At 45.7% G+C, this 24,615-nt stretch carries 22 protein-coding genes; 21 read left to right on the top strand and 1 reads right to left on the bottom strand.

The window, feature by feature from the left end:
* The first annotated feature begins 25 nt into the window (after window positions 1-25).
* From hutH to J6I44_RS16355, 6 genes are all read left to right on the top strand, one after another.
* Window positions 26-1,522 (top strand): histidine ammonia-lyase, encoded by a 1,497-nt coding sequence (gene hutH / locus J6I44_RS16380; RefSeq protein WP_265767236.1) that lies wholly within the window; start codon window positions 26-28, stop codon window positions 1,520-1,522.
* 81 nt (window positions 1,523-1,603) lie between these two features.
* Window positions 1,604-2,035, top strand: a complete 432-nt coding sequence (locus J6I44_RS16375) for a VOC family protein (RefSeq protein ID WP_265767235.1) — start codon at window positions 1,604-1,606, stop codon at window positions 2,033-2,035.
* Between the two features lie 57 nt (window positions 2,036-2,092).
* A complete protein-coding gene (locus J6I44_RS16370; protein ID WP_265767234.1) occupies window positions 2,093-2,458 on the top strand; it encodes an endonuclease domain-containing protein in 366 nt (121 codons plus the stop codon).
* A 44-nt stretch (window positions 2,459-2,502) separates the two neighbouring features.
* Window positions 2,503-3,717, top strand: coding sequence for an imidazolonepropionase (gene hutI, locus J6I44_RS16365; RefSeq protein ID WP_265767233.1), 1,215 nt, complete (start codon window positions 2,503-2,505; stop codon window positions 3,715-3,717).
* 64 nt (window positions 3,718-3,781) lie between these two features.
* Window positions 3,782-4,177, top strand: a complete 396-nt coding sequence (locus J6I44_RS16360) for a VOC family protein (protein WP_265767232.1) — start codon at window positions 3,782-3,784, stop codon at window positions 4,175-4,177.
* A 103-nt stretch (window positions 4,178-4,280) separates the two neighbouring features.
* Window positions 4,281-5,201 (top strand): formimidoylglutamase, encoded by a 921-nt coding sequence (locus tag J6I44_RS16355; RefSeq protein ID WP_265767231.1) that lies wholly within the window; start codon window positions 4,281-4,283, stop codon window positions 5,199-5,201.
* Window positions 5,202-5,286: 85 nt separating this feature from the next.
* Here J6I44_RS16355 and J6I44_RS16350 read toward each other — a convergent pair whose 3' ends face one another.
* Entirely contained in the window at window positions 5,287-6,450 is a 1,164-nt protein-coding gene (locus tag J6I44_RS16350; protein WP_265767230.1) for an Mrp/NBP35 family ATP-binding protein, read from the bottom strand.
* 276 nt (window positions 6,451-6,726) lie between these two features.
* Here J6I44_RS16350 and gcvT point away from each other — a divergent pair, with 276 nt between their 5' ends.
* The 15 genes from gcvT to J6I44_RS16275 all read left to right on the top strand — a co-directional run bounded on the left by gcvT (window position 6,727) and on the right by J6I44_RS16275 (window position 24,525).
* Entirely contained in the window at window positions 6,727-7,824 is a 1,098-nt protein-coding gene (gene gcvT / locus J6I44_RS16345; protein WP_434084237.1) for a glycine cleavage system aminomethyltransferase GcvT, read from the top strand.
* 45 nt (window positions 7,825-7,869) lie between these two features.
* Window positions 7,870-8,610 (top strand): 2-phosphosulfolactate phosphatase, encoded by a 741-nt coding sequence (locus J6I44_RS16340; protein WP_265767228.1) that lies wholly within the window; start codon window positions 7,870-7,872, stop codon window positions 8,608-8,610.
* Window positions 8,594-11,143: a DNA translocase FtsK 4TM domain-containing protein gene (locus tag J6I44_RS16335; RefSeq protein WP_265767227.1), complete on the top strand. Its 2,550-nt coding sequence runs from the start codon at window positions 8,594-8,596 to the stop codon at window positions 11,141-11,143. The genes J6I44_RS16340 and J6I44_RS16335 overlap by 17 nt, the downstream gene beginning before the upstream one ends.
* Window positions 11,118-11,753 carry a LolA family protein gene (locus J6I44_RS16330; RefSeq protein ID WP_265767226.1) on the top strand — a complete coding sequence of 212 codons (636 nt, stop codon included), beginning with the start codon at window positions 11,118-11,120 and terminating at the stop codon, window positions 11,751-11,753. The genes J6I44_RS16335 and J6I44_RS16330 overlap by 26 nt, the downstream gene beginning before the upstream one ends.
* Window positions 11,754-11,808: 55 nt before the next feature.
* The gene (locus J6I44_RS16325; RefSeq protein WP_265767225.1) at window positions 11,809-12,840 is read left to right on the top strand and encodes a lysylphosphatidylglycerol synthase transmembrane domain-containing protein; all 1,032 of its coding nucleotides are present in this window, start codon (window positions 11,809-11,811) and stop codon (window positions 12,838-12,840) included.
* A gap of 148 nt (window positions 12,841-12,988) precedes the next feature.
* Window positions 12,989-14,692 carry a TonB-dependent receptor gene (locus J6I44_RS16320; RefSeq protein WP_265767224.1) on the top strand — a complete coding sequence of 568 codons (1,704 nt, stop codon included), beginning with the start codon at window positions 12,989-12,991 and terminating at the stop codon, window positions 14,690-14,692.
* A 12-nt stretch (window positions 14,693-14,704) separates the two neighbouring features.
* On the top strand, window positions 14,705-14,896 hold the full coding sequence (locus J6I44_RS16315) for an HU family DNA-binding protein (protein WP_265767223.1): 192 nt from the start codon (window positions 14,705-14,707) through the stop codon (window positions 14,894-14,896).
* Window positions 14,897-14,902: 6 nt separating this feature from the next.
* Window positions 14,903-16,027 carry an SPOR domain-containing protein gene (locus J6I44_RS16310; protein ID WP_265767222.1) on the top strand — a complete coding sequence of 375 codons (1,125 nt, stop codon included), beginning with the start codon at window positions 14,903-14,905 and terminating at the stop codon, window positions 16,025-16,027.
* 30 nt (window positions 16,028-16,057) lie between these two features.
* On the top strand, window positions 16,058-16,807 hold the full coding sequence (locus J6I44_RS16305; protein ID WP_265767221.1) for a MotA/TolQ/ExbB proton channel family protein: 750 nt from the start codon (window positions 16,058-16,060) through the stop codon (window positions 16,805-16,807).
* A 2-nt stretch (window positions 16,808-16,809) separates the two neighbouring features.
* On the top strand, window positions 16,810-17,220 hold the full coding sequence (locus J6I44_RS16300) for an ExbD/TolR family protein (protein WP_265767220.1): 411 nt from the start codon (window positions 16,810-16,812) through the stop codon (window positions 17,218-17,220).
* Between the two features lie 7 nt (window positions 17,221-17,227).
* Window positions 17,228-18,049: a TonB family protein gene (locus J6I44_RS16295; protein WP_265767219.1), complete on the top strand. Its 822-nt coding sequence runs from the start codon at window positions 17,228-17,230 to the stop codon at window positions 18,047-18,049.
* Between the two features lie 172 nt (window positions 18,050-18,221).
* The gene (locus tag J6I44_RS16290) at window positions 18,222-20,936 is read left to right on the top strand and encodes a TonB-dependent receptor (RefSeq protein WP_265767218.1); all 2,715 of its coding nucleotides are present in this window, start codon (window positions 18,222-18,224) and stop codon (window positions 20,934-20,936) included.
* A 244-nt stretch (window positions 20,937-21,180) separates the two neighbouring features.
* The gene (locus J6I44_RS16285) at window positions 21,181-22,254 is read left to right on the top strand and encodes an NHL repeat-containing protein (protein ID WP_265767217.1); all 1,074 of its coding nucleotides are present in this window, start codon (window positions 21,181-21,183) and stop codon (window positions 22,252-22,254) included.
* 680 nt (window positions 22,255-22,934) lie between these two features.
* Window positions 22,935-23,357, top strand: coding sequence for a hypothetical protein (locus J6I44_RS16280; RefSeq protein WP_265767216.1), 423 nt, complete (start codon window positions 22,935-22,937; stop codon window positions 23,355-23,357).
* A 157-nt stretch (window positions 23,358-23,514) separates the two neighbouring features.
* Window positions 23,515-24,525 (top strand): hypothetical protein, encoded by a 1,011-nt coding sequence (locus tag J6I44_RS16275; RefSeq protein WP_265767215.1) that lies wholly within the window; start codon window positions 23,515-23,517, stop codon window positions 24,523-24,525.
* Window positions 24,526-24,615 lie beyond the last annotated feature (90 nt).

Below are 24,615 nucleotides of genomic sequence, written 5' to 3'. Positions count from 1 at the left end.
TTCTTAAAAAGAAAAGACCGATTCCATGATTCATCTTTCCAGTCTGTATCCTGATCTTAAACAGAGTATTGCCTCATTGAAAGAGGATAAATCTCCGATTAAAAAAGCCCGGGCAATCGTTGAGGAGGCTCTTGGTAGCGATGAGCCCATGTACGGCATCAATACGGGTTTTGGCGCGTTGGCCAATAAGCGGGTGAAGGGAGAGCAGCTTAAGCAGCTCCAGCGAAACCTGATTCTTTCGCATTCCGTAGGCGTAGGCGAGCTGATCCCCAAAGATATTTCTCGGCTTATGTTGCAGCTCAAAATTCACTCCCTGGGATTGGGAAATTCAGGAATTTCCGAGGAAACCTTTGACCGGCTGATCTACTTCTCTGATCACGATCTTATCCCCGCGATGCCGGAAAAGGGAAGTGTGGGTGCATCCGGAGACCTGGCTCCACTGGCGCACATGGCTCTGCCGCTGTTGGGTTACGGTTTGTTCTGGAATAACGAGGGTACGGATACCATTCCTGCTCAAAAAGTGTTGGATCAGCATGATTTGGATCCTATTGACCTGCAGGCAAAGGATGGATTGTCTCTCATTAATGGTACGCAGCTGATGAGCGCCTACGGAGCATATGTGCTGGAGAAAGCACTGAGCCTGATGAAAGCAGCGGATCTGATTGCAGCCATGAGCCTGGAAGCACTGCAGGGCAGTATCAAACCATTTGATCGGCGGATTCATGAAATACGTCCCCACATGGGCCAGCAGGAAGTGGCAAGAAATGTACGTGAATTACTGGTGGAGAGCGAAATTTTAGAGTCTCATCGCCACTGCGGGAAGGTGCAAGACCCCTACTGCCTGCGATGCGTGCCGCAAGTGCATGGAGCCAGTCGCGATGGCCTGCGCTACAGCCGACAAGTTATAGAAACCGAGCTGAATTCCGTCACGGATAATCCATTAGTTTTTGAAAATGGGGATATTATAAGCGGAGGTAATTTTCATGGTCAGCCGTTGGCCCTGGCCTTGGATCACGCCAAAATTGCCCTGGCCGAATTTGCCAGTATCTCCGAACGACGCACCTACCTGTTACTGGAAGGGCACGATGGACTGCCCGAACTGTTGATGGAAGAGACGGGTATCAATTCAGGTTTTATGATCCCGCAATACACCTCGGCCTCACTGGTTTCCGAAAACAAAGTGCTGTGTCATCCTTCTTCCGTTGATTCCATTCCAACCAGCCTGGGGCAAGAAGATCATGTGAGTATGGGAAGCATCAGCGCCTTGAAGTTACTGGAGGTCTATCAGAACGTGGAGCAGGTGCTGGCCATTGAATTATTTTCGGCGGCCCAGGCACTGGACTTCCGTAAGCCGCTAAAGCCGGGCAAAGGTGTGGATGTAGCTCACAATTTTGTACGGGATGCCATTCCACATGCCACGACCGATCATTATTTTAAGGATGAGATCAATAAAGCAGTGGAGTTATTACAGGATCGAAGTATGGTGGCCGCAGTAGAAAATAAGCTGGTTGAGATGGTGTAGGCTATCAAAATATATGTAGAGACGCATCGCATGCGTCCCTTTTGGGTGAATGCCGATATTTAATTTATAACTAGCATAAGGATGAAGAGAATGGAACAGCGACTGACACTGATAACAATAGGAGTAAGTAATATTAAAAAGATGCGACAGTTTTACGAGAATGTTTTTGGCTGGCAAGCTACTGAAAACAGCAATGATAACATTACCTTCTTCCAGCTTAATGGCATCCAGTTGGCATTATTTGGAAAAGAAGACCTTGCTGAAGATGCACAGGTAAGGGCAGATGGTACGGTCTTTAAGCCTTTCACCCTGGCTCATAACCTGCAATCCGAAGAGGAGGTGGATACTCTTTTTGAAAACCTGGTACAAAAGGGGGCGTCTGTTGCCAAAAAACCTGAAAAAACGCCGTGGGGCGGGTATAGCGGCTATATTGCGGACCCGGAAGAGAATCTGTGGGAAATTGCCTACAATCCTTATATGGAGTATGATGAGAAGGGAAATGTGATAGGGTAAATTATACCCACCCCATCCCCTCCCTATAAACAGGGAGGGGCTAATTAAGAGTCTGTTATGACAAAGTGGAGCAAAATTCGAGATCTCGCACGTCGGCTGAGAAAACATCAGACTGATGCTGAGAAGAAGCTATGGCAACAACTTCGGAGGAAGCAACTATATGGATATAAATTTTTAAGACAACATCCAATAGTATACAATAAAAAGAAGGGGCAACGATTTTTCTTTATCGCTGATTTTTATTGTGCAGAAGCGGAATTGGTTATTGAATTGGACGGGCAAATTCATGATTACCAAAAGGAGTATGATTATAATCGGGATCTTGTTTTACAGGAATTAGGATTAGAAGTTTTGCGATTACGCAATGAAGAGCTGCAGAATATGGATGATGTAAAGCAGAAAATTTTAAATAGTTTAAAATAAGAGATCCCTCCCTATGCATAGGGAGGGAAACAGGGAGGGTAAATATGCCTGTTCTAAAAAACATTGGATATTTGGCAACGTGCAAAGATGAAGGGAGGCAGGAAGATATCTATCCCATAACAGATGCAGCCATAGCCTGGAAGGATGGTACGATCGAATGGGTCGGCCAAGAAATCGATTTGCCAGAAAAATATAATAATGAGTCCGCCCATGATGCTGGTGGTAAGATGGTCATCCCGGGACTGGTAGATTGCCACACCCACCTGGCGTTTGGGGGGGGGCGCTCCGATGAGTTTGCAATGCGGGTTAGTGGTAAGAGCTACCTGGAAATTGCAAAAGCCGGGGGTGGAATTCTTTCAACCGTCAAGGCCACCAGAGAAGCTTCCGAAGATGCGCTTTATGAGAGAGCATCAGGCTTTTTAGAAGAAATGATTCGGCTGGGAGTTACAACCGTTGAATGTAAAAGCGGCTACGGACTGTCGCTCCAAGAGGAGTTGAAGCTACTGCGTGTATATAAGCGGCTGGATCAACACTATACGGTCAATGTTATCCCGACTTTTTTAGGCGCCCATACCATTCCACCGGAATTTAAGGACGACCGGAAGGGATATATTGATCTGGTGATTGAAGAGATGATTCCCGCTGTTGCCGAAGAAAAGCTTGCCAATTTTTGTGATGTATTTACCGAAGAATCAGCCTTTTCAATTGAGGAGTCGCGCCGCATCCTGGTAGCAGCCCAGACTTATGGGCTTCATTCAAAGCTGCATGCCGATCAGTTGACTTCTTGCGGAGGAGCTGAACTTGCTGCTGAACTGGAAGCCGCCAGTGCCGATCATTTAGAAAAAATTTCGGATGCAGGAATTGAAGCTATGGCAGCAGCGGGTGTGGTTGGCGTTACATTGCCATTAGCTTCGCTATATACGCAAGAGCAGCCGCTGGACTGCCGGCGTTTAATTGGAGGAGGGGTAGAAGTAGCAGTAGCGACTGATTTCAACCCTGGTTCGGCCCCAAGCTATAGTTTGCCACTGGCCATGATGTTAAGCTGTAACCAGGGACGGATGACGCCGGCGCAGGTGCTAAAAGGGGCTACGCTGATTGCCGCTAAAGCCATCCACCGACATCGCGCAGTGGGTTCCATCGAAGAGGGTAAGTCAGCTGATTTTGCCGTGATTGATGCGCCAGACCCGGACTTCTGGATGTATCACTACAAGGGGAATGCCTGTACTGATATTTTTATTAAGGGAGAAAAAAGAAAATAGCAGCTTATTACTTTTTACCGTACTATTCTTATTCAACCTTAACAAATAAAAGGGAGGGTTCGTTATGGAAACAACCGTAAAAGAAAGAAAAAATGCAGTAGCTTGGTTTGAAATTCCTGTTAAAAAGTTAAAGAGGGCCAAGAAATTTTATCAGCGCATATTAGATATCGAAATGGCTGATATGGATATGGGTGATGAACTGAAAATGAGCATGTTTCCTACCGCTGAGATGGGCGTCAGTGGTGCACTCTGTGAACATAAAGAGTTCTACAAGCCGAGCAAAAAAGGTGCGCTTATTTATTTGAATGCAAACCCGGATCTCCAGTCGGCCTTAGATGAAGTAAAGGATGCTGGCGGAGAGATATTTCAGCCTAAAACCAAAATTACCGATGAATACGGCTTTATGGCCATCATTGAGGATACGGAAGGAAATCGTGTAGCATTGCATTCGGAACACTAAGAATTAATGAAGTCTTAAAGATGTCATGAGGGGAGAAAGGGTTGAGAAATCAATCCTTTTTCCATTTTTTTAAGCGGTTTAATGATAATTAACTACCTGTTTTATGTTGAATCCGCCGACTATTGCTGCCCCAAAAACCGATAAAGACGATCCAAGGCTTGGAGGGTGGTTGCGTTCGGAGGTTGAAAATCCCAAAGTCGTAATCATTGGGTTTCCTTCTGATGAAGGGGTTAGGCGTAATGGCGGTAGAGTGGGAGCAGCCCAGGCTCCGGATGAAATCCGTAAAGCACTTTACCACATGACGCCTGATGCCGAAGAGACGAAGCTTTTTACCCAGTTACTTGAGCATGCAATGGATATTGGTAATGTGCAGGTGAAGGGTGAACTCGCTGACGATCAAGAGGCTTTGGCAGATATTACAGCTTCTTACGTGGAACAGGGAACGATACCGATTATACTGGGTGGTGGACACGAAACAGCCTACGGACATTTCCTTGGGTATGCCAAAGCAGAATTAGAAACCGCAATTTTTAACCTGGATGCCCACACCGATGTGCGTCCACTGAAGGATGGCAAACCTCACTCTGGCTCTCCTTTCCGCCAGGCGTTGAAGTATCCGGATGGCTGGGCGGAGAGCTACCTGGTGGCCGGCTTGCAACCGCATGTCGTGGCCAAGGCCCATGTCGAGTTTATTCAGAAAGAGGGAGGGAGTGTCTTGTTTCGGGATGAAACCAATATCACCTCAATTTCGGGTTTCTTTCACCAGCACAGTAGCGATCGGCTAATGGTCACCTTTGATATGGATGTGGTTGATCAGTCACAGGCACCCGGAGTAAGTGCGCCCTGTACCAATGGGTTGCCCGTCGACCTTTGGCTTACAGCCGCCTACCTGGCGGGGAGAAATGAGCAGGTCACCTCTTTTGACCTCTCAGAGTTTAATCCCAAATACGATCGCGATGGCCAGACCGCTAAGCTGGCTGCACTCACCATATGGCACTTTTTACTTGGGCTAAGCCAAAGATAATAGAATGCAGATTACACTGTTTTAGCGGGTTTTTGCAGATATAATATCGGTGAATATCTGCTCGACCTGCTTCATCCGTGTTGTATCATGGCTTAATCTTAATGTCAATTTTTTCCGTAGGATCCTGTTGTTGATTTCTGATAGCCATCTGCTGCATCACATTATTGGATATCTCAACAAAGGCCTGGGCCGATTTTGATTCCAGTCCTTCTTGCAATACGATGGGCTTGCCTTCATCACCACTTTCACGGACGGCCTGTTCCAGGGGAACTTCTCCAAGGAAGTTGGTACCCATCCGTTCAGCAAGCTTGCGAACCCCATGCTTGCCAAAAATATGGTACTTTTTATCCGGCATATCTTCCGGCACAAAATAGGCCATATTTTCAATCATACCCAGCACCGGCACATTTACCTTCTTAAACATGGCAACGCCTTTTCGGGCGTCATCGAGAGCCACGGTTTGAGGCGTAGAGACAATGACGGCCCCGGTAAGAGGTACGGTTTGTACCAGCGTCAGCTGTATATCGCCGGTCCCGGGAGGAAGATCGAGCACCAAGTAATCCAGCTCGCCCCATTCCACTTCTTCCATAAATTGCTTAACGGCACTGGTGACCATCGGTCCACGCCAGATCATCGCTTGGTCGGGATCAACGAGCAGGCCCATGGAGAGGAAGCGGATACCGTGTTTCTTTAGAGGTACGAGTTGCTTTTGGGTCGTAATATTAGGCCGCTCGTGAGCATCCATCATGGTAGGAATGCTTGGCCCGTAAATATCCGTATCCAGCAGGCCTACTTTGGCACCACTGCGGGCCAATCCACAGGCCAGGTTGACTGCTACCGTAGATTTTCCCACGCCGCCTTTTCCAGAAGCGACGGCAATAATGTTTTTAACGCCGGAAAGCAGTTCGCCATCCTCCTCTTTATCACGCTCCTGTTCCTTCTTGTTGCGATGACCTTGTCCGGGAAACTCCCCTTTATCTTCCTTATTTCGGAATTTGGATATGTTTACCGCAGTATTGATATCGAGTATCGCATCTTTATCCACAAAATTACGTATCGCTTCTTCGCACTTTTCTTTGAGGGCGGTTTCCAGCGACACATTTTTTTCAGGTAAATCAATGGTGAATGTAATGAACGAATCCTGTACAATCAGGTCTTCAATCATATCCAGCGTAACGAGATCTTTGCCCATCTCGGGGTGCATTACGTGGGTCAGGGCCGTACGGACTTGCTGCTTGTTAATCGGCATTGGAAAATAAATCTTCAGTTAATGCTAAAAACATTTAGTCTGGGAAGATAAGGATTTAATTCCAGATGCTAAACGTCTATTAGTTAAAGAAATCATTCTTCATTCTATTCAGAAATACGTATTTTGGCAACTTGATTCAAAGATACAGGGTTCAGATCTTTAAACAGCTTTGTAGAGGTTCTTATTTCCTGTATCCCGCATTGAGATGGCGCAGAAGCAGTATCATCAGAAGATCAAATCTCAAATAATCATCGATTAAACAAAAAGTAACGAATGTTGAAGCGAACCCCTTTTTATAATCTCCACGAACAGGCCGGAGCAAAACTGATTGATTTCGGGGGCTTTGAAATGCCCGTACAGTACGATAGTATTCGTAAAGAGCATAAAGCTGTGCGCAATGGAGTGGGCATGTTTGATGTTTCCCATATGGGCGAATTTTATGTGACGGGAGATGAGGCACTGGACTTGGTTCAACATGTGACGATCAATGATGCATCGAAACTGAAGCCAGGCAAGGCTCAGTATTCGGCTATGTGTTATGAAGACGGTGGTATCGTTGACGATCTGCTGGTGTACATGCTGGATGAAAACGAATATATCCTGGTCGTAAATGCTTCCAATATTGGTAAAGATTTTGAATGGATTGATCAAAACAATTCGTTTGATGCGGAGCTTACGGACCTTTCTGGCGATACTTGTCTGCTTGCCGTGCAGGGACCTAAGGCGGTAGAAACCCTTCAAAAATTGACGGATACGGATTTATCCACCATTAAATTCTATACTTTTGAACTGGGATCACTGGCCGGCTTTGACGATATTACGATTTCAGCTACCGGCTATACCGGAGAAAAAGGATTTGAGCTCTATTTCAATAAAGATCATGTAGACCCGGAAGCAATTTGGAAGGCCATCATGGAAGCAGGTGCGGAATTTGGTATTGAACCCTGTGGACTGGGTGCCCGTGATACGCTGCGCCTGGAAATGGGCTTTGCCTTGTATGGCAACGATATTACAAAAGAAACCCATCCACTGGAAGCACGTATGGGCTGGCTCACCAAGCTGGATAAAGGAGCCTTTATTGGACGCGATGCGCTCATGGAAGCCAAAGACGAGGGCATAAGTCGACAGTTGGTTGGATTTACTATTGAAGAAAAACGTTCGATTCCTCGCTCCGGATACACTATTTTTGATAGTGAAGATAATGAAATTGGTTTTGTAACCAGTGGATCTCGTTCTATTACATTGGGTGACAACATTGGGATGGGATATGTGAGCAAAGAGTTTACCAAAGATGGCAGCAAAATTTTCGTGGAAATCCGAAACAAAAAGGCTGAAGCCACTGTTCACAAACCTCCATTTGTAGAAAAAAAGTAGATAAATCGCCCAAAAGCAGATAAATTTTTTAACTGAAGACGATTGATGAATAACAAGTTAGACGTATTTATTTCCTCGCAATCCTTTCAAGAGGAAGATCTTAGAGATAGGACCGTAGTGGTGCTTGATGTACTGCGCGCCAGCTCGACCATAGTTACGGCATTGCATAATGGGGCCAAAGGAGTGATCCCGGTAGGAGATATGGGCGATGCCAGCAAGATATCACAGAATCTCGACTCCCCTCACTACCTGTTAAGCGGTGAAAAGGATGGAGTTAAGATTGAAGGCTACGACCTTGGTAATTCTCCACTTGACTATACCACTGAAAAGGTTGAAAGCAAGACCATCATTTTTAATACCACCAACGGTACCAAAGCTATCAAACGATCGGGGTTAGCGACCGAAGTGGTTATTGGTTCTTTTCTGAATTTAAACACCATTGTAGAGTACCTGCAGTCTATCGAAAATGATATTACTCTGGTGTGCGCCGGCTGGAGAGGCAGGCTGGCCCTTGAGGATCTACTTTGTGCTGGCAATATTATTGCTGAGCTTGTAAATGGTACATTGCCGGAATATGTGCAAGATGGAGCCAAAGTAGCTTTTGGTCTTTATGAAAAAATTGGTGATGATATAGAAGATGCAATAAGAAACTCAAATTATGCTATCCGTTTAAAGGATATTGTGAGTGAAGATGATTTGAGGTATTGTTGTAAGCGTAATGAGCTAAAAGTTCTTCCTGTAATGAAAGAAGGAATTATTTCAGATTTCCATGGCGAAAAAGAATAGCTCGGGAAATTTTTTGGGAGGTCTCACGGAATCCCGAAAAATGGAAATAATCGGTATTTTAATTATGGCCGTTGGTGGTCTGATTGGGCTAAGTATACTGAGTTACCACGCTTCCGATTATAACCTTATTCAATCCCTTTCTGCTGAAAGTTTGCTTAGCATTGACAGAGGCCCCGCCTTGCGCATCCAGAATGGGCTGGGCGTTGTAGGTGCGTACCTGTCACATTTTTTCGTTTACAGGTTATTCGGATATATAAGTCTCCTCATTCCGATAGTTATACTATTTTACGGATGGTTTATTTTTCGCAATAGAGAAACAGGGCAGCTGCTTTGGCCTACTGCTTATGCCATCTGGAGCATGGTCTTGATTTCTTCTATCCTGGGGTGGTTTAATAATGAATATGATTGGTATTCATCCGTATGGAGTGGTTCAGCAGGTATTGCCACGGCGCGTGTGCTTCAAAATATTACGGGTATCGGATCCATTATTATTTTGGGTGTGCTGTTGGTTACTACGGTCCTGGCCCTGCTGGATCGAGATCTGCAAACAACGGTGGATACCATTAAGGGTTGGATGGCCGATATCAAAACGTCATTTGCTGAATGGCAGGAAGAGCGGCGCGATAAGAAAGCGGCCCGCCAGCAGCAGAGAGAGGCTGAAGCTGAACAGAAAGAAGCCGAAGCCCAACAGAAAAAAGTAGCGCAGCGACAGAAGGCCGAGCAACAGATGCGCAGCCAATCCTCAGTGGAAAAGAAGAAGCCCCGCACTCAGAATAATCAGCCACAGGAGCCTGAACCTAAAGAACGAACCATAGATGAAATTGTAGAACAGTCGCAGGAGCAGGATCGTGAGCGATTGCGTAAACAAAAAGAGGAAGTACAGTCGCTGGACCAGCGTCCACGTGCGGATGTTGAAAAGAAAAAGATTGCCGAAGAGGAAGACGATGTCGACATTTCTGTTTATGTGGGAGAAGGCGATGAAGAGGCCGACGCCAAAGAGCTTGACCGGCAAAATAAGGACAAAGCGAAAGAGGTTCCCAAAGTAAAATATAAGTTCCCTACGATAGATCTGCTCGACTCTCCACCCAATGAGGGTAATGAGGTTGACCTTGAAGAAATTAAGGAGAATAAGCGCATTATTCTCGATAAGCTTAAGCGGCACAAGATTGAGATTCGAAGCATTAATGCCATTGTGGGGCCTACGGTAACACTTTATGAATTGGATCCTGCTCCTGACGTCAAGATTAGTAAGATTGAGAGCTATGCCAATGACTTAAAGATGGCAACAGCTGCAAAAGGATTGCGTATTATGGCTCCCATCCCCGGCCGTTCAGCGGTAGGTATTGAAGTGCCTAACGGGGCTCGCGAAACCGTGTTTATCAAGTCGGTGCTCAATACCAAGAAATTTGTAGAAAGCGACTTCGAGCTGCCGCTGGCCTTTGGAAAAACCATTGAGAATGAAGTCTTCATGGTCGACCTCACCAAGATGCCGCACTTGCTGATCGCTGGGGCAACGGGATCCGGTAAAACGGTAGGTATGAATACCATCATTACCTGTCTGCTGTATAAATGTCATCCGGATGATCTTAAGTTTGTGATGATTGATCCCAAGAAAATTGAGCTCTCGTTGTATCAAAAAATTGAAGAGCACTTTTTGGCCACCCTTCCCAATGCGGAAGAGCCGATCATAACGGATACCACCGAGGCGCAAGAAACACTGGAAAGCCTGACGATGGAGATGGACGAACGGTACGATCTCCTTAAAGACGGCATGGTCCGCGATATACGAGCTTATAACGAAAAATTTGACAATGGAGAGCTGGATGAAGAAGAGGGGCATAGACATTTGCCCTATATCGTGGTGCTTATTGATGAGCTGGCTGACCTGATGATGACGGCCGGGAAGCAGATTGAAGAGCCTATCGCCCGGCTGGCGCAGTTGGCACGGGCCGTTGGGATCCACTTGGTAGTAGCTACGCAGCGCCCCTCTGTAAACGTTATTACCGGTACTATTAAGGCTAACTTTCCCGGAAGAATTGCGTATCAGGTGGCATCAAAAGTGGACTCGCGAACCATCCTGGATACCGGTGGAGCCGACCAGCTTATTGGTCGTGGTGACATGCTGTTTACCAACGGCGGGGGTATGACACGTATCCAAAACGCCTTCGTCTCGACCAAAGAGGTCGAAGAGATTACAGAATTTATTGGTCATCAGCGCGGATATAATAAAAAGTACGAGTTACCAGTTAATGAAGATGAATCCGCAAGTAGCGGCATTCCCGATCCACTGGATGATATTGACGAGCTTTTTGAAGCTGCAGCCAAAGTAATTGTACTGCACCAGCAAGGGTCGGTGTCTCTGCTTCAGCGTAAGCTGAAAATAGGCTATAACCGGGCCGGTCGTATTATTGACCAACTATTTAATGCCGGGGTTGTTGGGCCTTATCAGGGCAGCACGGCGCGTGATGTGCTGGTAGATGATGAAGAAGAATTAGAGCAACTATTAGATGAATTGGACGAATTTAGTCGCTAAGGTCGCACAAATTTTTATAGGAGGAGTGCTTTTTGTGGGACTTTCAACCCCCCTTTATGCACAGGAGAATCCATTTGAAGAACTAAAAGAGCGATTTGAATCCGGAGAGGTTTTTTCGGCCGATTTTCGTCATCAATCCATAGATTCCTATACCCGGGATACAGTGGCCAGCAACGGCTGGATTTGGGTCGGGGAGACACAATATAAGGTTCGAACCGATCAGCAATCCGTGGTGGTCAATGGCAAAACTTCCATGGTATATGATAATAATCGCAATCGAGTGATTATCAGCAAGTATGAGCCTTCGGAAGACGATTTTGCACCTTCCAGGATCTTGAATGGCATCGATTCAACCTATACGGTGACTACCGAAGAGTGGCGCGATGATCAATATTATATTCGATTGGCCTCAGAAGACCCTTTTGCCATTTATAAAGAAGTAGAAATCTATCTTTCGAAGCAGTTAACACCTCAGAAAATAAGGGCCGTAGATCCCGTGGATAATGTAATTACGACCCGGTTTTCCGACGGAGAATTTATGGCCACCGAAGCTAAAACCTTTCTATTGGATTACCCCGATGGTGCCAAAGTCGTTGATATGCGGAATTAAAAGCCTGATGGTATGAAAAATTTGAAAGTAGGAACAGATTGGCTAACCCTCTGTTATGTTTAAACGGTTTTTGAAAATTAGTCTTGCCTTATTATTGGGAGGGGTGTTTCTCTGGTTGGCCTTTCGCAATGTGCGCCTGCAAGAAGTGTGGGAATATGCTCAGGATATTCAGTTTGGGTGGATCCTTCCCTTTGCTATATCCGCATTTTGCAGCCATATTTTTAGAGCTTTACGCTGGCGTTTACTCATTGAACATGACAAGAAGAATCTCGACAGGGTTACCCTTTTTTCAGGAGTATTGGTGGGGTATTTGATGAATCTCGTAGGGCCGCGTTTGGGCGAGGTTTCCAGACCGATGTATGTAGCCAAAAAGGAAGACTTAAGTACCTCTAAGCTGATGGGGACCATTGTGCTGGAACGTATATTCGATATCCTGGTTATGGTTTTTCTGATGGGTGTGGTATCCGTCTACCTGATTTCGGATTTAAGCTTGTTAAAGCAAATATTTGGGGATGAGACCATTGCCTTCTTGACCAATGAATCCAGCCTCCTAACCTACGGTTGGGCGCTTTTATTTTTATTGTTGATCGTAGCTATAGGTTACCTGTTATTTCGTTTTGTTCTGTACCTGGGCACAAAGTTCGAGGTACTGCAAGGCTGGATAGATCGGGCAAAAGGAGCCTTGGTGATGTTTAAAGACGGTGTTTTATCGGCGCGGAAGGTAGAGCGCTGGTGGTTGTTCCTCTTTTACACTCTCATGATATGGTTCTGCTACACGCTTATGACCTATATTCCGTTCTGGATGTTTGACATGCAGGCAACCTATGACCTGGATATGCTGGATGCGCTGGTCATTACTGTAATTTCAGCTATTGGAATTGCCATTCCTTCACCGGGCGGACTGGGTACCTATCACTATTTTGTAAAGCAATCGCTTCTGGTATTATATGCTGTACCGGGTGTTACCGGTATTGCTTATGCTACCGTTACCCATGCCAGTATGGTTATATTCGTAGCAAGTATTACTCCTTTTGTACTATTTATTGATAAAATGCGTTCAACTAAAGCAGGCAAGCCCGTTGTGTGATACAATCAGAAATCAGATAAATGTGTATTTCTCGAAACAGAACTCCCTAAAGCAGGTATAAGAAAAGGGCAATTAAGCATTAATCGTTGCTAAAAAATTATTACATTAAAATGATTTTCACTGGCACATAGTCTTTACCAAACGATCCATGAAACGTATTTTAACTATTGTTTTTTTGTCGGTAATAACAGCATTGGTTGCATCTCCATTGGCTGCGCAAAATCAGCAAGGAGATGATGATTCTATGCTGCCGGAAATAGATCCACAGGATATTGAAATACGCAGCCAGTTTAAGGCTCGGTTTCCGGGGTTGCGCCGTCAGCCCATTTTAGGGTTTGAACCGGCTTCTCGTATCTATAAAGTTGATCCCGATCGTAAACCTTATATTGAGAGTCAGGAAGAGGCCGTAGCCAATTTATCGGTTAGTGAACTCTCGCGGCCCAACCCGCCACAATACAACCCATTATATTATTCGGAAGAGATTAATGCCTTTGCTCGTGCGGGAGTCGGAAGTTTTATAAGTCCGGAGGTCCAATTTTGGGGTGTGACAAGGCCCAGCGATAAAAGCTATATCGGGGGTGATCTCGATTTCTCCTCATCAGATGGACATCTGGAAAACCAAGCCAGCAGTTTTCGTTTTTTAACGGCCAACGGAGAATTCGCAGCCAAAGTAGATGATCAGACACGTCTTGGCTTTAACCTGGGCCTGCAGAATAGCTTTAACAGTATGTATGGCCTAAATAGTTCGTTGGATGTTCCCGATAATCCTCGCAAAGAGTACGGTGGATTTAATTTGGGAGTAGAAGTAGAAAGGCTTAAAAACGGCGTTGAAGGCTGGAAGGTACAGGCCAGTGCTCGTTATTATCAGGCTGAGCTGATGGGGGGAGAACTTTCAGGTAAAACCGAAGAAGCAGTGTACAGTGGTTTGTTGGTAAAACAGTGGGCCGGTTCTAATCCTCAGGAGACCTTTAGCGCCAAGTTAGGGGGAACGTTTGGAGATTACAGCACCAGCCTTGTCGCTGATCAGTGGATGACAGGCCATGCGGGGGTCGTTTATGATCGTTTAATTGGATATGAAACAGACCTGCTGGTGGATGCCAGCGTCTACTACGGCTCCGATGCATTCGAGGATAAGGTTTACTTTGCCCCCAAAGTGCGAATAAAGCAACCGTTGGCTGAAGCCTTCATTTTAACGGCCCGGGCCGGCGCTAAGCCCTATGTAAAAACGGAAGAAGAGCTGCATACAGCTAACCGATTTTTAACCACGTTTATGAATGCCTCCCGGCATACCTACCAGATGTATGGGGCAGCAGATGTAGAAATTAAGATAACGGATGTAGGATCTTTAAACGGGGGAATCCGTTATGAAGACATTTCTAATCATCCGATTTTTGAACGCCGAGAGCTATCTCCGGGATCCGATGATCGTCTGTACTATTCGGTACGCTATGCAGATATCACCAAGGCGGAGATATACGCAGGGGCCTCTCATCAGATTGTTCCTGAAAGATTTTGGTTGAACGGCAAGATTTATGCCCAATCGGTGGAAGATAAAGATGGAGATCGGATTCCTTTTACTGAGCAATATGGGTTGAAATCTGGTTTTGGTCTGCGTTTGTTCAGTCATGCAACCGTTGAAGGTTGGGCAGACTATACGGGCAACAGAAAAAATGACCAGGGACAGAATATGGAAGATTATTTGCTCGTAGGGGGAAAGTTGGATGTTTCCATAACGGATAACATCGGCGTATATGGAAAAGTGGTAAACTTGCTGGATCAAGAGTACCAGGACTGGGAGGGGTACACGGAGCGGCCTCTCCAAATCTTCGGTGGAATAACTCTTAAATTATAATACATTGGGACGATGGACGAGGAGTTTCTGAAAGCCTTTGCAGAAGTTGTGCGAGAACAGGTAGTGTGTAAAAATAAAATAGAGATTGATGGAATAGGATCATTCTATGTGGAGCATCAAAAGCAGTTCCAGAAACAATATGATAACGGGCGGGTTGTAATGATGCCCCCCAAAGATGAAATTCGGTTTATCCCTGAAGAATAAACAAACATGACCATCGACAACGAACAATTAATCTCTTTGCTCGCTGAGCGTACCGGTTTCGATCAGGGGCGTATCGATGAACAGTTTGCAGAACTGATCGATCGAATCCAGCAGGCCGAAACGGAAGAGGACTCACTGCACCTTAAGGGTTTCGGGACGTTCGAATTTATCAATGACCGGTTAGAGTTTAAGCCTGCTGATGTTCTGCAGGTTGAGGTTAATAATAAATATACCGGCATGAAGCCTATTGAGTTGATCGGTGCCTTCAAAGAGCCCGGTGGCGGAGATGTTCCAATTGCTGATTTCCGGAATGAGGAAGAAGTGCTGGATTATAAAGATCTGCCCGAAGAACAGCAGATAGAAAAAACAGAACCGGAGGTTGAAGAGGAAAAACAGCCGGAGGTAACGGCAGAGGTTCAAACAGAGGCCAGCGTTCCGGAAGCAGAACAATCGAAAGAAGGCCATGCAGAGCAGGAGCAACAGGCGCCGGCTTTAGCAGGCGAAGCATCCACAGACGCAGATGAAACGGATGAGTCGCTGCAAAAAGATCCATTAGGTAAAGCAATTTTAATATTAGCGGTTATCGTCGCTTTAGCAGTAGCCGGGTGGATGGCCTATGATCTGGGACTTTTTGGAAGTAGTACTGAAAATGATACGCCCCAGGAGCCAGTGGAGGAACAAACGGAAGCACTGGATCCGTCGGCGCCGCCCCAATCCACCGAACAAGATCAATCCCCTGCTGATAACCCGGAAGCGGAGCAGGAGCAAGGTCAGGGAAGTGCCCTGGACGCCTCAGCAAATCCGACTACTTCCGGAGCAGTAAACAATGAATCCCCACCGTCCACCGTTGAAGATACGCCTTATGGCTTATACGGCGAGTTCAATCAGAATATAAACACGGGTTATTTTACTATTGTGGTTCATTCGTTGCAGACTATGGATCTGGCTGAAGAGAAAAAACAAGGATTGGCAAGTGAAGGCTTTAGAACAAAAATCAATGAAGCATCGGTGGATGGCCAAACCTATTTTAGGGTGGGGATTGGACAGTTTCTCCGGGTTCAGGATGCCGCAGAGGCCGTACAAGAATTACCCGAACCGTATAAAAGCAATAACTTTATCAACCGCTTTTAACAATATACACCAACATAGATAATCAATTTTATGCAAGCTTTACTTTTATTTTGGATACAGATGCAACCCGATACTACGGGAATGGATACGTCTGCCGTAGCTGATAGCCTGAGCTTGGCGGCACAGCAAGAGAATATGTCAATGTTTGAGCTCTTGGCTGAAGGTGGAGTATTGATGATTCCCCTGTTTATCCTGTCTATCGTGGCCATCTTTGTGATCGCCGAACGCTGGCGCTCTCTGAATAACTCGCGCATCGAAGTTGATGGCTTTTTGCGCACGGTAGAAGGCATGCTTAAGGATGGAGACCGCCAACGGGCCTTAACTTACTGCGACGGAATCGACAAGCCATTGGCGCGCATTCTTAAGGCGGGTATTCGTAGACTTGGACGGTCGATCCGTGATATTGAAGATGCCATCAGCAACGCCGGTAAGAAAGAAATTTATCACCTTGAAAAGCGAATGAATTGGCTGGCTACCATCGCCGGTGTGGCCCCGCTGATCGGTTTTACCGGTACGGTTACGGGTATGATTGAAGCCTTTATGGATATTCAGTCGCTGCAGGGTAATGTAAATCCAAGTGTATTGGCCGGCGGTATTTGGGAAGCATTGATTACTACGGCTACCGGCCTGATTGTAGGTATTATTGCCTATGGGTTTTATAACTTCCTGTTGGGTAAAATAAATCGAACGGTTCATGAGTTAGAAAATGCTTCGGCCGATTTTATCGACCTGTTGCAGTCGCCATCCCGTAAAAAGGAAAAAGAAGCACAGAAGGTGTAAGCATGAATTTTAGAAAAGATGAAGATAAAATGGAGCCGTTGACGCTGTTTTCACAGTCGTCATTGACGGATATTGTACTACTGCTGTTAATTTTCTTTCTTCTGACGTCTTCTTTCGTCACTAACTTCGGAATTAAAGTGAATATTCCGAATGCAGAAACAGGAGCTCAGACGGACTCTCAATTTATCAATGTAGCAGTTACTAAAGAAGGTGAGTTCTACGTGAATGGCGAAATGACACAGATGGGGCAATTGACCACCGCTTTACGGGATGCAAAAACTGAAAACCCTGATGGCACCCTGGTATTACGAGCCGATAAAGATGCTATTGTAGATAATGCTGTACGGGTCATGAATGTGGCCAAAGCCCTGGAGCTAAATATTGTCATGGCCACCGAACAAAACTCACAATAAGTTACCCATGGAATTACCAAAATTACATGAAGAAGATCGCTTCGCCCTGATAGTTACGGGAGGGGTGCATGTAGTGCTGGTGATTGTTTTCCTTTTATATACTTTTACCATTCAAACCAAAGCGCGGCCTTCTTTCATTAATGTCCAGTTTGGAGAGCTCCAGTCGGGGAGTCCCGCCGAGTTTGCCGAGCAAAAAAATGAAGAAGTAGCCACACAGCCTGATCCTTCAGACGTGGAGCCTGAGAATCCGGATCCCGAACAACCCGAGCCGGTGGAAGAGCAGCAGGAGACAACCGATGAGGTAGCCAAACAGGTAGATTTGGCGGACCAGAAAGAGCAGGTTAAGGAAGAGGCAGTCAAAACCCCCGAGACGGACAAAGTAGATCCGGAGAAAAAAGAAGCGGCTGAAGAACAAACAGAAGTGACTGTTCCGCCTAAGACCGAGCAGGATGAAGTACAGCAGGAAGGCGCCGAAACCAGCGGAGACGTGCAAGGAAATACGGGCTCGCTGGAAGCCGACCAGGGTACGGGCAATGAGCAGGAGAAGTCAGCGCCCTATGAACTGCAGTGGGAGGGCGACATTGAGCGATCTCCTATGGTTCAACCTCTTCCCGATAATACCACTGATTCTGAGGCGACCATTACTATTCGGTTTGAAGTGAAGCCCAATGGCACTCTTGGGCGCGTTATCCCGCTCAAGAAAATGAATCCGGAATTAGAGCGCGAAGTGATGCAAACCCTACGCAGCTGGCGCTTTTCCCGATTACCCTCTGGTGTGCCCCAAGAGTCTCAGTGGGGGACCATCACCTTTCGATTCGTACTGGAATAGTGCAGAAAACCCTTTCTTAACAATTTCCTTACATAGTAGTGATAGAAGCATAACCTTTTCCCAATATTTAGGACAAGTCCATCATGTAATATCCGCCAGTTAAACAATAAGTAAAACTGGATATAATTAGATGGTAAAAAGGATACGACTACTGGGACTTGTATGTATATTCATGGGAATTACAACCATTGCTTTTGGCCAGGGACACTCTCTGATGGGTGAGGTTGAAAGTGAACGCACGGGCGAAAAATTGCCGGGCGCAAACATAAAAATAAAAGGCACATCGCTGGGCACGGTTACGGACAACAGCGGTGCATTCTTCTTCGACAACTTATCTGAAGGAGATTATGTACTTGTCGTTAGTTATTTAGGCTTTGAGACCCAAGAAGTAGAAGTTGAGATAGCCGATGACGGCACCGAGGAAGTTGAAGTTGAGCTGGAAGATAACTTCCTGGAAATGGAAGGAATTATGGTTCAGGGCGTTCGGCAGGGACAGGCCCGGGCGCTTAATGAGCAGAGGGAAGCCCTCAACATTAAAAATGTGATTGACGCTGAGCTTATCTCGACCTTCCCTGATCCGAATGTAGGCGAATCGCTTAAACGGATTCCGGGCATCAACATCCAGAGCGACCAGGGAGAGGCCCGGTACATCCAGATTAGGGGGACCAGTCCGAATCTTAGCAATATCAGTATCAACGGCGAAAAGATAGCGGCCCCGGAAGGCGACGGGCGATCCATCGCACTGGATATGATTCCCTCCGACGTGCTCGCCAGTATCGAGGTGTCCAAAGCTATTACTCCGGATATGGATGGCGATGCCATTGGCGGTACCGTCAACCTGGAAACAAAGTCAGCGGTCACCAAAGACCGGGTGTTGAACCTTACGCTCAACGGAGGTTATCACAATAACGTGAGTGACCTCTCGCCCGTGGGCGGACGTGCTTCATTGAACTACGGCCAGCGCCTGGGCGAAGAAGGGAAATTCGGGTATATGATCGGAGCTAATTACAACAAGTTTTCGCTTGGTTCCGACAATAACGAGATGGCCTACGATGAAGGTACCCTCGAAGAGATGGAGTTGCGCGACTATGAGCTGACGCGCGAGCGGTTTGGGACTACTGCCAATTTTGATTACCAGTTTAACCGAAAGTCGCAACTCTATCTGAATACCAGTTTCAACTATTTTGCTGATCAGGAATACCGCCGGCTGTTGGGCCTCGCAACGGATGAGGCCGTACGGGAATTCAAGGATCGACTGGAGAAACAGAAAATATTTAGTACTTCTTTGGGAGGCGAACATGGACTTTCCAATGGGTTTAGGGTCGACTACAGCGCTTCTTACTCCTACTCTGATCAACACACACCGGAGGATCGCGAAATTATTTATGCCCAAGCCTATGAAGATGCAGCGGGAGAAGACCTCGAATTCGTTGGTTTTGATCGCAGTAACGTAGATTATCCGCAGTTTTCTTTAACACCCGATGCGCCTTCTGGGGCCGGAATCTACAACTACGGTACTTATGAATTTGATGAATTTGTCGACGGGGCAGAACTCACCAAAGATCGCCATGTTACAGCACGGCTGAACCTCAGTAAAGAAATTGCTTGGTCGGATAACTTTTCGGGGATCTTCAAAGTGGGTGGACTTGGTCGTTTTAAAAGTAAAGACCGGGCGCTGACCGAAGATGTGTATGGATACAATGGAGATACCACTTATGAAGGGTTAATTAGTGACTTTCGGGATGATGACTATCTATCCGGCCATTATGCCAATGGTGTGGGGCTTTTCCCGGGAACCGATAGCATGCGGGATCTTTTTGAGAATAATTCCGCTGATTTTGAAAGAGATGAGCAGGAATCCACAGAGGCATCCAATGCAGAGGACTATGATGCAACCGAAGATACCTATGCCGGCTATGTGATGACGGACCTGCAATGGGGAAATTTGGGAACCATTCTGGGCGTCCGCTATGAGCATTTACGAACGGAATATGAAGGCAATACCGTAGAGTATGATCAGAACGAAGAGCTGGTGCAGCCCATCCCTACAGTCTCCGATATAAATACCTTCGATTTTATTCTTCCGATGGTGCACTTGAAGTATAACGTCCGTGATAATGCTAATCTGCGGTTAGCCTGGACCAATACATATGCCAAACCCAATTATTTTGACTTGGTTCCGTATAGTATCATCTCACGTCCGGATGAAGAGATCGAGCTGGGTAATCCCGGTCTGGAGCCCGCCCGATCGATGAACCTGGATTTAATGGCAGAATATTACTTTAGTAGCATCGGGGTGATCTCTGCAGGTGTTTTCTACAAGAACATCCAGGACTTTATTTACACAGCTAACTTTGAATATGATGATGCACCGTATTCAGGTTATGAAGCTACGCAGCCTATCAATGGTGATGAAGCAGACTTGGCTGGTTTTGAGGTGGCACTGCAGCGGCAACTGACTTTTCTGCCCGGCTTTGCCAGTGGATTCGGCATTTACGCCAACTACACCTACACCTGGTCGGATGCTCAGTTGACCACCGAAGGAGAGACCGCCCGATCGGTATCACTGCCCGGACAAGCCGCTGATGTAGCAAATGTTGCCTTGTCCTATCAGAAGTATGGCTTTAGCGGTCGCATATCGCTGAACTACAGTGGTGAATTTGTGGAAGAAATCCGGGAGAACAGCGCTGATGATCGTTACTACGACAAGCATACCCAGATCGACATTTCACTCAGTCAGCAGGTAACCCCGGGTATCAGGATTTTTGCTGATATGGTAAACCTGACCAACGAGCCTCTCCGTTACTACAATGGCACTCCTACTCGTCCAGAACAGCAAGAGTTCTATTCCTTCCAGGTTAAGGGAGGCGTAAAGCTCAGCTTGTAGAAGCGTAATTTTATTAATGAGTGTTCAAATTCTGTCTCAGACAGGAGTCTTGTTTATGGCAACAAGTACGAGCGGTCACTGGCGCTATGGCGGAATTCATTTATAATAAAACATGACTTCGACTTCACTCCACTACGTTTCGTTGCGCTCAATCTGACGTCAGTCTGAGCGCAATGAGTCCCCGAGTATTCGGGGTGAATGTAGTCGAAGAGTGAATCATCGATTTTTCAAAAGTCTCAATAAAATGACTATAATTTTACAAAAACCCTTTTTAGCAGTAATTGTAGCTATCTTATTAATAGGATCTGGAAAAATTTTAAAAGCCCAGGAACCGGCTGTGCTGGAAGAAGCCTTTCATACCGAAAGGGATGAGGGCCAGAATGTAGATAGTCCTGCAGTATGGCATGGACCGGATGGCCAGCACTGGCTGCTGGCAACGGCGAAGGAAGGCGATACCATCATCGCTTTTGATGCTACCGACGGCTCGCTTATTAAACAGTTTGGAGGCAGTGGAAGCGATGCCGGTGAGTTTGAACGACCGAATGGAATTGCAGTCGTCGATGACTTGCTATTGGTCGTTGAGCGTGATAACCAGCGCATCCAGGTGCTGAAGTTGCCTCAATTTCAAGCGGTGGGATTTTTAACGCACGAAGACCTCCGCCTACCATATGGATTGACGGTGGATCGAACCGGGGAGGAAACCTATGAGCTATTTGTGACTGACAACTATAACCCTGCGCTGGAAGGATATCCACCCGAAGACGAACTGGACGAGCGTATCCATCATTTTCGATTTTCGTTAACCGCGGATACACTTCAGAGTGAGCATCTCAACCTGTTTGGAGATATTTCCGGAGAAGGGGTTCTGCGAAAAGTAGAATCTATATGGTCAGACCGTACTCATAATCGATTGATGATAGCCGACGAAGCCTACTCCGAACGATCGATAAAAATTTATGATCTCAAGGGAAACTTCACGGGTCAAACGATACCTAAAATATATTTCGAAAGCGAACCGGAAGGTATCGCTCTATACAGCTGCAACGATGGATCCGGTTACTGGATTATCACCGATCAGCACGAAAGTGAAGCAAATAAATTCCAAGTATTTAATCGCGAGACCCTGCAGCATATTGGAACCTTTAAAGGAGCTATCACCCGAAATACTGATGGTATCTGGCTCACTCAGCAGTCTTTGGGTCCCTTTGAGGAAGGCGCTTTTTATCCCGTCCATGACGATGGAAGTGTTACCGCCATTGGATGGTCAAAGATAGCAGATGCACTGGATTTGTCTTTGAGGTGTACTACGGAGAAGTAATAAAAAGCACGTTTACCGGTTGGAGGATTATTGGAGGCAGTCAATCTCCCTAAATCCCTCTTCTCCAAGAGGGACTTTTGATGACAGCTCCTCAAGAAATGTACAGTTCCTATCTTCAGTAACGGGTTCCTCCTTGGAGAAGGAGGTCAGGAGGATTGAATAGTTAAGAGCTATGTCTTAGAATTTGTTTTCCCTAGACCACCGGTCTGTTGATAGCAGGCCGGTGGTATTTTTATGAGCTTTTCATTGGATTAAGAGAAGTCGCCTCTTCTGGTTATAGCGTTTTTTACCCTATCTTTTTTTAAATCTGATCAATTGTTTTTTATCTCAGCCTAAAAACTGAAAAGAACCCACCTTAAGTGTTGAAGGAAAATGCCAGGAGTTGGTGTTCTCTATTAAGTGGAGTCTATTGACTAATCAGAATTTATTCCACATGATTTCTTCTTCATGATAAAGCTAAGGTTTTGATACGAAAAATGGAGGTTGAAAAACCATTGGACAGTCTATTATAGAATATATCATTGTCTATGATGGAATTTTAAAGATTTATGAATCAATATATAAGATTGAGGTATTTATTTTGGATACGTCATGCCATCAAACTAAATGGCAGGCAGGTACACTTTAAGGTGTATTATATTAATTAAACCTTAAATAAATCATTCAAAATTAGAGGAGCTATGAATATTTCTGAAGAACAGATCAAAAAGTTCAAGTCTAACACACAAATCGATGAGCCTATTGAATCGTTGCTTGAAGATAGTTTAGTAGTGGGGCAACCCCATGAAGATCACAATATTGCACCTTTAGCAAATACAAAGGATTGCCAACAATTTGGCTTTGACATTAAAGTACTTAAAATTAGTGGTACCATTTGTAAGAGCGGAATGCTGGAGGTTAAGGGATCGGTCTTTGGTGTGCAATTCGGTGATACCAAAGTAGACCTTTCGAAAGGTGAATTTTGTCAAAATCCAAGTGTAGGTAGTATTGTCAGTTTGAAATATTGCTTTTCCCTGAAGGGTGGTTGTCTTCACACACGAGGCGAGCTTGACGGATGGGGAATCGGAGATAATAAATGGAACAAAACCCTCCTTTGCTTCTGAGAAACTATTGCCAATCGATTTGAACAGTTGCAGAACCATATACCACGCTCAATTGGTAAGCAGATACATCAAAGAGGTGCAAAGCTCGAGGTTTGACTTTTTGGGGTTTCTGAGTGTTGGGAAAATTTTAATTCGTTAACAAAGTAAATAGAAAAGTATGTCATCTAAAAACAATTTAAGTGTAGTACCACCAGGGTGGGAAGGCGGATTTGCTGAATCAAACTCCGATTTTGCTTATCCAAATCCCGATCTAAGTTCATTGCCTATGTTATGTAACATGGCTAATATTAATCTACTACAACGCCAGCAGGCAGTAAAGTGGCCCGAGTTCAGTTGGCTAACGAATAAGGGGCATGCTGATCCCGGGAGATGTTTCCAAATGTTTGCTCCGAATATTTCCAGGATTGGTTATAACAATCGCGGACGAGTATATTCAATCATATGTCCACAGCAGGGGGTATGGATTGATGACAAAGTCTGTCTTAATGCAGAAATTACCGTTACGGGCCAACGAGGATGGGTTAAGGAGCCCAAAGGAAAGCTTGCAGCAGACATGACCGTTGAAGGAAAAATCTGGTTTAGTCCCAAACAGGGAACGGTAGGCCAGCTAATTTGGCCCCTTCTTGAAAAAAGTTATCATGATTTTCCCTTGGATAAAGCACATGCGATTAAGGTTAAGACCCATCATTTGGGAGACCCTGATCGACCTATTTTTCCTGTCCGGGATGGTGAGACTTCGAGGTTCGAGAGCCCAGAATTCGCCCGCCATGAGGATGAAGCTTACACGGTGGGCAATGTGGAAGTCGAGATTGGAGAAGTCAAAAAAACCTATGATCCTGTTGTTGATGAGTTTAACAAAATCATTATGACAGGATTCAACCTGGCCTCTGGTAATATGTTACAGTATGGCAATATATTGTCTTGGAATGTTTGGTTTGCAGAGCCTCAACTGGTTAACAGAGAGGAATGGAGGACACATGCCGAGCGATGGCGAAAATCCATTGATGCCCACCATGGGTATCCGGATGGACCGGGAACAAAGGCAAAATACTTCGATGGAACTCCTTTTAATGCCAAGCAACATGCTTTAGACGAAGCTATAGCAGACATTATTTCATATCTCGAAAAGCATTTTGGAGATTTAAGTAATTATTTGAAATGTCTGTAGGCTAAATTAGTTTTCACGGATGTAGCCCCTCTTCCAGTCGTTTATTGGTTGAGGGGTTTCCTATATGACAGGCCTACCACAAAGAGTTTT

Origin of the sequence: Fodinibius salsisoli (genome assembly GCF_026229185.1) — a bacterium.
Lineage (GTDB): Bacteria > Bacteroidota > Rhodothermia > Balneolales > Balneolaceae > Fodinibius > Fodinibius salsisoli.
The sequence above is the reverse complement of the archived record's forward strand: the minus strand, read 5'-3'. Positions and strand labels throughout refer to the sequence as shown.